We start from the raw sequence: 9,297 nt of genomic DNA, 5'->3' as shown, positions 1-9,297 counted from the left end.
CACAATGGAGTTCATCTCCGACATCATCCCGTCGACGTTGTTCTCCGCCGTCACCGAAGCCAACGTGCTGCAGGCCCTGTTCGTCGCGCTGCTCGTCGGGTTCGGGATCCAGGGCATGGGCCAGTCGCCGCACCAGCTGGGTGGCCACCCAGTGTGGTCGGGCCGGTTGACCACAGTAGTACCGGTCCATCCCGGTGAGCACTTCTGCCGCGGTGTTGGTGTCCATCGAATCCACCAGCTCGGCGAACTCGTGGTAGTCGCGGACGCTGTTGCGTTGCAGCATCAGGAAACTCTTCAGCCGCAGCGTCTCGGCGCCGGTCGGGATCTGCAGCCGGTCGCCGGTGGGCAGCAGCACATTCGTGGTCTCCATCGGGCTGATGCGCTCGATGGGCGGTTTCTCGCCGCGCGGGGTCTCGTCGGTCGGCGGGTGTCTGTCCGTCAGGGCGTCGCGTTCGACGGCCAGCGCGTCGAGCGCGACGTCGAGCCTGCCGCGCCACATCGTCACCGGGTGCTTGGGCAGTTTCACCGCGACGGTCTTGCCGTGGGCCCGGTTGCTGACCGCGGCGGTGATCCGCTCGTCGCGGCCGACGCGGCTGCCGGTGATCTTCGCGTACGGCTGGCAGCCGCTGAACGCGAGCGGATCGGCCACCGTGATGGCCTGCGGCACAAGCGTTTTCAGCTTTGCAGCGGACTTGACCACGGTGCGCAGATCCGATCCGGACGGCGCGAGCGCCGAGATGTCGTCGGGGATGATCACCAGATCGCCGATGTCGGCCTTGGGCAGCGGCTTCTCGAAGTCCACGGACGGCAGCACGCGGTCCAGCCAGCGCGGCAGCCACCAGTTCCACTCGTCGAACATTGCCATCAGCGCGGGCACCAGCACCAGGCGCACCACGGTCGCGTCCACCGCGATGGCCACCGCGCACGCGACGCCGAGCTGGGCGACCAGCGGCATGCCGGCGAACGCGAAGCCGATGAACACCGCGATCATGATCAGCGCCGCGCTGGTGATGGTGCGGGCGCTGGTCGACACGCCATAGGCGACGGCGTCGCGGGTGTTGCCGGTCTGCAGGAACCGCTCCCGGATGCGGGTGAGCAGGAAGATCTCGTAGTCCATCGACAACCCGAACGTCAGCGCGAGCACCAGCGGCGGGATCGTGCTGTCCAGCGACGAGATCTGCTTGAAACCGAGGTCGGAGAGCCAGCCCCACTGGAACACCACCACCAGCGAGCCGTAGGCCGCCGCGACCGAGAGCACGGTCATCAGCACGCCCTTGAACGCCAGGAACACCGAGCGGATCGAGACCAGCAGCATCACGAACGCGATCAGGGCGACGAACCCGAACACCAGCGGCTGCGTCGCGGACACCCGGTCGTCGAAGTCCTTGATCAGCGCGGTCGGGCCGCCCACGTCGATGCGGGCGGCGTCCCCGGCCACCGGGGGCAGCTGGTCGCGCATCCAGTCGACGGTGTCGCGCGCACCCATCTCCTCGGGATCGACCGACAGCACCGCCGACAGCAGCGCGGTGCGCCCGTCGGTGCCGAACACCGGCGCCGACACCGTCACCGTGTTGGGCGCCTCGGCCATCTTCTGGCCCACCGATTCGAGCAGCGGCGCCTCGGCCTGGGCCGTGTCGCCATCGGGGAACGTGACCAGCACCCGGACCGGCCCGAGCGCGCCCGGGCCGAGCGCCTCGGCCGCGGCGTTGACCCCGCCGCGGATCTCGTGGGTCGGGTCGAACTGCCGCTGCATGCTGTTGCCGAGCATCATCGAGAACGCCGGCGCGGCGAAGGTCAGCAGCAGCGCGGCCGCCGCCGTCGCCGACAGCCACGGCCTGCGCATCACCCAGCCGGTCCAGCGGGTCCAGAACCTCGACTGGGTCGCCTCCACCCCGCGGCCCCAGTGCAGATACGACGACCGTTTCGCGGCCCGGCGGCCGAACGTCGCGAGCACCGCCGGGGTCAGCGTCGTCGACGTCAGCACCGCGACGGCGACGGCCAGGATCGCGCCGGTGGCCATCGACTGCAGCACGGGGGTGTTGATCAGGTAGATGCCGGTGACCGACGCGATGACCGTGAGACCGGACAGCACCACGGCGAGCCCGGACGTCGCCATCGCGGCGTCGGCGGCGTCCTCGGGTTCCCGCCCTGCGCGCAACTCCTCCCGGAACCGCATCAGGATGAACAGCGAATAGTCGATGGCCACCGCGATGCCGAACATCGACACCGTCGAGGTCACGAACACCGACATCGTCGTGTACATCGACAGCAGCAAGACCAGGCCCATGGTCACCACGACCGTGCAGATGCCCAGCAGCAGCGGCATCGCCGCGGCGGCCAGCGAGCCGAACACGGCCAGCAGGATGATCAGGACGATCGGGAAGTTCCACTTCTCGGCCTGCGCGATGTCGTCCTTGGTCGCCAGCGTGGCCGCGGCGCCGAGCGCGCCCTGCCCGATGACGTAGAGCCGGACCTTGCCGTTCTCCATCTCGCCAGATTCTTCGCCGTCGACGCCGATCTTCTCGCGCAACTGCTTGGCGACGTCGACCGCGCCGGTGTTCTCGAAGTCGAGCTGCAGCGTGATGACGTACGGACGGTCGGGCCGCGGCGGCGGTTGCGGCGTCGGGACGACCTTGACGCTGGGCACCTCGGCGGCCAGCCGTTCCAGATGGGCGACGGCCTCGGTCATGTCCTCGAACGACGCGTCCGGGCGCGGGGCGGCGACCAGGGCGAGCGGGGAGGCGCCCTGATCGGGGAACTGCGCTTCGAGCTGCCGCTGGACGTAGAGCGACTGTGAACCCTCGACCTCGAAGCCGCCGCCGGTGAGATGGCTGGACTGGTTCAGTGCCAGATACACCGAGGGCACCAGAAGCAGGACCCAGACCGCGAAAACCGCCCAGCGGAACCTGCGCAGGTTGCTGCTCACGCGCATCATGAACTGCTGGATCGGAACTCCCCACTTTCTCCCCGGCTGCCGATAGCGAGAGGGTACAGCAGGTTTCTGTCAGTCCGCCGGGCTCTGAACAGCTGTCAGAAACGCCTCTTACAGGTCTGATACCAGCGGATTCGGCCGCCGCATTCGCCGTCCCCGCGGGGCGGTGGCAGTATGGCGGCGGAGCGACACAGGCGTCGGGGACCCAGCGCTCATCATCGCAACAAGTTTGCGCAGCGCGGCACACGTGTTGCCGAACTGTTAGGAGTTCGTCATGCATCTGGCGGGAAAATTCGCCGCCGTCATCGCGGGCGTGGTCGGCATGGCTGTGCTGACCGGCCCGGCAGCGGCCGCGGCCCCCGATCCGTGCGCGGCCAGCGAGGTAGCCAAGACCGTCGCCGAGGTCGCCACCTACACGGGCAACTACCTGGAGGCCAACCCCAGGACCAACACCGCGATCACCGCGATCTCCCAGCAGCAGGAGGGCCCGCAGTCGGTCGCGGCACTCAAGGCGTACTTCGACGCCAACCCGCAGGTGGCCTCCGATCTGCAGCGGCTGCAGCAACCGCTGGTGGCGTTGTCGGGCAAGTGCCGGCTGCCGGTGACGCTGCCGCAGGTGTTCGGTCTGATGCAGGCCGCCCAGCAGGTCCCCACGCTTCCGGCGGCGCAGAACGCCGCGGTCACGGCGACCCGGTGACGGGCTGGTCCTGGGGACTTTCTCATGATCGGTTAACCGCTCCGCAAGAAAGTGGGCGGTGGTTCTGCTTAGCTTTCTAGGATGGTCCCGACCGGTGACCACCTCGGCCCGGTCTATATCTGAAGAAGGAGCCTCCATGGTGTTCTCGGCCCCAGCTGTGCGTCGCACGGTCGCGGGTGCGCTTGGTGCAGGCGCGGTCTCCGGCGGGATGCTGTTCGGCGTCCTGCCCTCGGCTGCAGCGCAGCCGGCCCCGCCGCCGCCGAACTGCACGGCAGCCGACTTCTCCGGGGTCGCCTCCGGAGTCTCGGCGGCCACGTCGGCGTACCTCTTCACCCACCCGGAGGTGAACGCGTTCCTGACCGGGCTGCACGGCAAGCCGCACGAGCAGATCCGGGCCGAGGTCGCCGAGTACCTGGAGGCGAATCCGCAAGTGAACGCCGAGCTGCGCGGGGTCCGCCAGCCGCTGGCCGACATCAAGCATCGTTGTGGGTTCACGCCGGAGGACCCCGACGGGCCGAACTTCCCGTAACGCGGTGCGAGAAAGGGTGGACACTCCGCCCGCTCGCGGGGGGGAGCTGTCCGCCCAGGACGGCGCGGGTCGGACGGTGTTGATGGTCGACGACGACCCGGACGTCAGAACCTCGGTGGCGCGCGGCTTGCGGCACTCGGGGTTCGACGTCAGGGTCGCCGCGACGGGGAAGGAAGCGCTGCGGCTGCTGTCCAGCGAATCGCACGACGCGCTGGTGCTGGACGTGCAGATGCCCGAGCTCGACGGGGTCGCGGTGGTGACCGCGCTGCGGGCGTTGGGCAACGACATCCCGATCTGCGTGCTGTCGGCGCGCGACACCGTCAACGACCGCATCGCCGGGCTCGAGGCCGGCGCCGACGACTACCTGACCAAGCCGTTCGATCTCGGCGAGCTGGTCGCGCGGCTGCACGCGCTGCTGCGGCGCGCACACCACTCCGACCCCACCTCGGACTCGATGACGGTGGGCTCGCTGACCATCGACACCGCGCGCCGGCTGGTGTTCGTCGCCGGTGAGCGGGTCGAGCTGACCAAGCGGGAGTTCGACCTGCTGGCCGCGCTCGCCGAGAACGCCGGCGTCGTGCTGAGCAGACAACGCCTGCTCGAGCTGGTGTGGGGTTACGACTTCGACGTCGACACCAACGTCGCCGACGTGTTCGTGTCGTACCTGCGCCGCAAGCTGGAGCGTGACGGCCTGCCGCGGGTCATCCACACCGTGCGCGGTATCGGTTACGTGTTGCGTGAAGAGCCCTGACCCGCGGGTGTGCTGACCCTGCCCACGCTCCCGAGGTTCCTGCGATCGGCTTCCCTGCGCACCAGGGTGGCCATCGCCGCCGCTGCCGCCGCTGCCGCCGTGGTCGCGGCGTTCACGATCCTGACCTCCCTGGTTCTGGCCAGCAACGACGAGGCGCAACTGGATCGCCGCCTGGACGCGATCGTCGACGCCAGTGTCTTTCCCGAGCAGTTGTCCGATCCGCGGCGCGGGGTCCTGCAGACCGGCCGGTCGCGGTCCTCGGGGCAGGTGGTCTACCAGCGCGGATTCCAGTTGCCGCCGCTGCCTCCGGGCACCGACACCGTGCTGGTCAACGGCGTCGAGTACCGCGTGCGCACCATTCCGGCGCAGGAGGGCGGGGTGCTGATGTCGATCGGCATCCGCGCCGACAGCATTCTGCTGAGCCGGGCCAGGATTCCGCTCTACATCGGTGTCGGCGTGGCCACCGTGCTGCTCGCCGCGGTGCTGGGCTGGTTGCTGGCCGGCCCGGCGATCCGGCCGCTGCGCAAACTGACCGAACACACCAAGCGGCTCGACCACGACACCGCGCAGATCCCGGCGGTGCACGGGGTCCGGGAGGCCGAGGACCTGTCCGAGGCCATGAGCGCGATGCTGGACCGCCTCGCCGCGGCGCAGCGCGCCACCACGAACTCGTTGCAGGCCGCCCAGGACTTCGCCGCCAACGCCGCCCACGAACTGCGCACCCCGCTGACCGCGATGCGCGCCGATCTGGACACCCTGCGCATCCACAACCTGCCCGAGGAGGAGCGCGAAGAGGTGGTCGCCGACCTGTCCCGCGCCCAGCGCCGCGTCGAGGGCATCATCACCGCGCTGGGGCAGCTCGCCTCGGGTCAGCTCGCGCAGGCCGAGGACCGCGAGGTGATCGACGTGACCGACATGCTCGACCGGGTCGGGCGCGAGAACATGCGCGTGGGCCGCGAGGTGCAGATCGAGATCGACGCGAGCGAAGACCTCGGCACCGTGCTGGGGTGGCCCGGTGGTCTGCGGCTCGCGGTGGACAACCTGGTGCGCAACGCCGTCACGCACGGGCAGGCCAGCCGCATCGTGCTCGCCGCGCACCGCGACGGCGACGCGGTCACGATCGTCGTCGACGACAACGGCCGCGGCCTGCCCGCCGAGGAACACGAGGCGGTGCTGGGCCGCTTCTCCCGCGGCAGCACCGCCGCACCGGGTGGTTCAGGGCTGGGGCTGGCGCTGGTGGCCCAGCAGGCCGCGTTGCACGGCGGCACCATCACCTTGTCCGACAGCCCGCTCGGCGGTCTGCGCGCCACCCTGACGGTCTCCAACAGCGTTGGTGCGCAACAGGCTTCAGACTGACGAACGACGGCGGGCCAGTGCCCGTGCGGTGGCGCGCCAGCCGAGCAGCAGCACCGCGGTGGTCAACGACGCCACGACGATGAAGCTCACCGCCGTGCCCTGGCCGGTCGCCTTGCGTAGCAGCATTCCGACCACCACGGTCGCGACCCAGACGATCAGGCCGGTCGGCGCGAGCGACGCAGGCCGCCGCCAGCCCCGGCTCGCCAGCCAGCCGGCGGCGGTTCCGGTCAGGAACGGCCACGCGGTCTCGGCGATGCCGGTGACGGTCAGGCCCTCGGCGTGGCTGCGCCGCCCGATCGTGCAGAACACCACGACGCACACGAGGTCGGCGGCAAGCGCTTTCAGCGCGGTCCCGGCGGCAGGGGTGGTCGGTTCGGTCGTCACGTGTTGAAGGCTAGCGACCCGGGTCGTCCGGTGGTGCGCCGGATTTCTCGTCCGGCGGGTGGAAGGCCTCGGGGTCCGGGCTGAACTGTTGCGGCTCCGCGGCCGGTACGGGTCCGTCGCCGGCCGAGTCCGGGTCGAGCCGGCTCTCGGTGCGGAACATGAAGAAGAACACCACCCAGCCGATCGCGGAGATGAAGATCCAGCTGATGAGCCGGTAGATCAGCATCGCCGAGATCGCCGACGCCAGCGACATGCCACTCGACACCAGACCGGGCACCAGCACCGCCTCGACGACGAGCAGACCGCCGGGCATCAGCGGGATCGAGCCGACCGCGCGGGCCGCCGCGTAGGCGACGGTGACCCCGGCCAGCGACGGATGCCCGCCGGTGGCGTAGCAGGCGAACAACAGGCAGGCTACGTCGGCGACCCAGTTGAACAGGGACCAGCTGAACGCCTCGCCGAGGTCGCGCCGGCCCAGATGCACCGACTCCAGCTGGGCCAGGATCTCGCGCCACTTCGCCAGGCCGGTGTCGAGAGGCTTGCCGCGCACCGAGTTGGTCCACGTCAGCACCCGCACCCCGATGCCGTCGAGCAGCTCGGGCCGGCTCGCCACCGCCTGGGCCAGCAGGATCAACGCCAGGAACCCGCCGAGGGAGAAGATCAGCGACAGCGGGTTCTTACTCGCGCCGAGCAGGAACGCGCCGCCGAGGCCGAGCAGCGCCAGGCCGATGACCTGCAGCACCCCGGACATCACCAGCTGCCACGACGCGACCAGCGGCGAGGCCCCCCACAGCCGCTGCTGGCGGTAGATGAACGTCGCCGACAGCACCGGGCCGCCGGGCAGCGTGGTGGACAACGCGTTGCCCGCGTAGAACGCCGCCTCCGAGCGCCATTGATGCACCCGCACCCCGGCCGACCGCAGCAGCGTGCGCTGGATCTGCGCGAAGCTGTGCATGGACGCCATCGCCGCGACCGCGGCGGCCAGAACCCACACCCAGTCGGCCGACCGCAGGCTCGCCCACGCCTGGGTCAACTGGTCGCGCACCAGCGCCAACTCCACGGCCAGCACGATGACGGCGAGCGCGATCACCGCCCAGCGCAGCCACCAGTACTTGCCGCGGGTCCGACCGGGGCCGGCGGGACCGGCCTGGGTGTCGCTCGCGGGCGCGTCGTGGGACACGCGGTACAGAGTAAGCCGCGCGAAGTCCGAAATCGCAGATCCCGGGTGCGTTCAGCGCAGGCCGTTACGCTACCGGAATGTCAGGTGGTCCGTCCTTCGACTCCTACGCCGACGAGTCGGTGAGCCCGCTGGTGCGGAAGGCGGCGGCCTGGTCGTGGCGCCTGCTGCTGATCCTCGGCGCGGTCGTCGCGCTGCTGTGGCTGGTGCTGCGGCTGGAGATCCTGTTCGTACCGGTGGCGCTCGCGACGATCCTGGCCGCGCTGCTGATGCCCGCCGTCGATTTCCTGGACCGTCGCGGCGCGCCCCGGGGTGGGGCGGTGGCGTTGGTGCTGCTGTCCGGGTTCGCGCTGTTCGGCGGCCTGCTCACGTTCGTGGTCAACCAGTTCGTCGAGGGCGCACCGGAATTGGTGGACCAGGTGTCGACGAGCATCGAGGGGCTGGTCCGGTGGTTGACCGACGGACCGCTCGACGTCAGCCCGGCGCAGATCAACCAGGCCCGCGACCAGGCCATCGAGGCACTGCGCAGCAACCAGGAGCGACTCACCAGCGGTGCGTTGTCCACCGCGGGCACGCTGACCGAGATCGTCACCGGCGCGCTGCTGATGCTGTTCACGCTGATCTTCCTGCTGCACGGCGGCCGCAACATCTTCGCGTTCGTCACCAGGGTGTTCCCGGCGCACGTGCGCGACCGGGTGCGCGACGCCGGACGTGCCGGCTTCCGTTCGCTGATCGGGTACGTGCGCGCGACGTTCCTGGTGGCCCTCGTCGACGCCGTCGGCATCGGCGTCGGGCTGGCGATCATGGGGATCCCGCTGGCGCTGCCGCTGGCGTCGCTGGTGTTCCTGGGCGCGTTCGTCCCGCTCGTCGGCGCGGTGGTGACCGGCTTCCTGGCGGTCATCGTCGCGCTCATCGCGAAGGGCTGGATCTACGGCCTGATCACGCTGGGGCTGATCATCGCGGTCCAGCAGCTCGAAGGCCACGTCCTGCAACCGCTGGTGATGGGCCGGGCGGTGGCGATCCATCCGCTGGCCATCGTGTTGGTGATCGCCGGCGGCGCCGTGCTGGCCGGGATCGTCGGCGCGCTGCTGGCCGTGCCGGTCCTGGCGTTCATCAACAGCGCCGTGCGGGTGCTGCTCGCCGAGGACCCGGCCGCCGAGGAGGCGGCGATGGAGGCCGAGGAGGAACCCGTGATGCGCGCCGAACCCGACGACGTCGGGACGGAGACACCTCGCGAGAGCAGCTAGCCGGTCAGAGCCGGCCCTCGCGGCGCAGCAGCTCCTGCGCGCTGAGCCCGTTGCTGCCGCGACGCTTCCCGTCGTCGGGACGCGTGTTCAGCTTCTCGGTGGCCGCGTCGGCGTCGGTCTGCCGCGCCGTGGGGATGGCCCGGGTCCTGGTGTCGTCGGCGTCGTCGTCCTGCGCCTGGGCCAGCAGCTGCTCAGCGAGCTGGCGTTGATCCACATCGGTCGCC

At 70.2% G+C, this 9,297-nt stretch carries 9 protein-coding genes; 5 read left to right on the top strand and 4 right to left on the bottom strand.

Annotation, left to right across the window (positions count from 1 at the left end; translation table 11 throughout):
• The coding region (locus ASJ79_RS11860; protein WP_231750828.1) for an MMPL family transporter at positions 1-2,935 on the bottom strand (2,935 nt) is incomplete at its 3' end.
• 271 nt (positions 2,936-3,206) lie between these two features.
• Here ASJ79_RS11860 and ASJ79_RS11855 point away from each other — a divergent pair.
• The 4 genes from ASJ79_RS11855 to ASJ79_RS11840 all read left to right on the top strand — a co-directional run bounded on the left by ASJ79_RS11855 (position 3,207) and on the right by ASJ79_RS11840 (position 6,265).
• Positions 3,207-3,629: a hemophore gene (locus ASJ79_RS11855; RefSeq protein ID WP_067955328.1), complete on the top strand. Its 423-nt coding sequence runs from the start codon at positions 3,207-3,209 to the stop codon at positions 3,627-3,629.
• 136 nt (positions 3,630-3,765) lie between these two features.
• The gene (locus ASJ79_RS11850; RefSeq protein WP_067955326.1) at positions 3,766-4,158 is read left to right on the top strand and encodes a heme-binding protein; all 393 of its coding nucleotides are present in this window, start codon (positions 3,766-3,768) and stop codon (positions 4,156-4,158) included.
• 82 nt (positions 4,159-4,240) lie between these two features.
• The gene (locus tag ASJ79_RS11845) at positions 4,241-4,909 is read left to right on the top strand and encodes a response regulator transcription factor (protein ID WP_197420176.1); all 669 of its coding nucleotides are present in this window, start codon (positions 4,241-4,243) and stop codon (positions 4,907-4,909) included.
• A gap of 18 nt (positions 4,910-4,927) precedes the next feature.
• Positions 4,928-6,265, top strand: a complete 1,338-nt coding sequence (locus ASJ79_RS11840; protein WP_067955331.1) for a HAMP domain-containing sensor histidine kinase — start codon at positions 4,928-4,930, stop codon at positions 6,263-6,265.
• On the opposite strand, the gene ASJ79_RS11835 is transcribed toward ASJ79_RS11840, so the two are convergent.
• Positions 6,257-6,649, bottom strand: coding sequence for a DUF3054 domain-containing protein (locus tag ASJ79_RS11835; RefSeq protein ID WP_067955321.1), 393 nt, complete (start codon positions 6,647-6,649; stop codon positions 6,257-6,259). The genes ASJ79_RS11840 and ASJ79_RS11835 overlap by 9 nt on opposite strands.
• 10 nt (positions 6,650-6,659) lie before the next feature.
• Positions 6,660-7,829 carry a TIGR00374 family protein gene (locus tag ASJ79_RS11830; RefSeq protein ID WP_067955319.1) on the bottom strand — a complete coding sequence of 390 codons (1,170 nt, stop codon included), beginning with the start codon at positions 7,827-7,829 and terminating at the stop codon, positions 6,660-6,662.
• Positions 7,830-7,906: 77 nt separating this feature from the next.
• On the opposite strand from ASJ79_RS11830, the gene ASJ79_RS11825 reads away from it, so the two are divergent.
• On the top strand, positions 7,907-9,073 hold the full coding sequence (locus tag ASJ79_RS11825) for an AI-2E family transporter (RefSeq protein WP_067955318.1): 1,167 nt from the start codon (positions 7,907-7,909) through the stop codon (positions 9,071-9,073).
• Between the two features lie 4 nt (positions 9,074-9,077).
• Here the strand turns inward: ASJ79_RS11825 and ASJ79_RS33135 are convergent.
• Positions 9,078-9,297, bottom strand: a 220-nt coding sequence (locus ASJ79_RS33135; RefSeq protein WP_231750827.1) for a hypothetical protein, incomplete at its 5' end; no start/stop codon positions are given.

The sequence above is a fragment of the Mycobacterium sp. NAZ190054 genome, assembly GCF_001545925.1.
In the GTDB taxonomy this organism is placed as follows: Bacteria; Actinomycetota; Actinomycetes; order Mycobacteriales; family Mycobacteriaceae; genus Mycobacterium.
This window is presented reverse-complemented; position numbering and strand designations above follow the sequence as displayed.

What these genes read in the sequence shown, in the direction of transcription:
- ASJ79_RS11855 (WP_067955328.1), top strand. Translation starts at nt 3,207, where the DNA reads ATGCATCTGGCGGGAAAATTCGCCGCCGTCATCGCGGGCGTGGTCGGC.
- ASJ79_RS11850 (WP_067955326.1), top strand. Translation starts at nt 3,766, where the DNA reads ATGGTGTTCTCGGCCCCAGCTGTGCGTCGCACGGTCGCGGGTGCGCTT.
- ASJ79_RS11845 (WP_197420176.1), top strand. Translation starts at nt 4,241, where the DNA reads ATGGTCGACGACGACCCGGACGTCAGAACCTCGGTGGCGCGCGGCTTG.
- ASJ79_RS11825 (WP_067955318.1), top strand. Translation starts at nt 7,907, where the DNA reads ATGTCAGGTGGTCCGTCCTTCGACTCCTACGCCGACGAGTCGGTGAGC.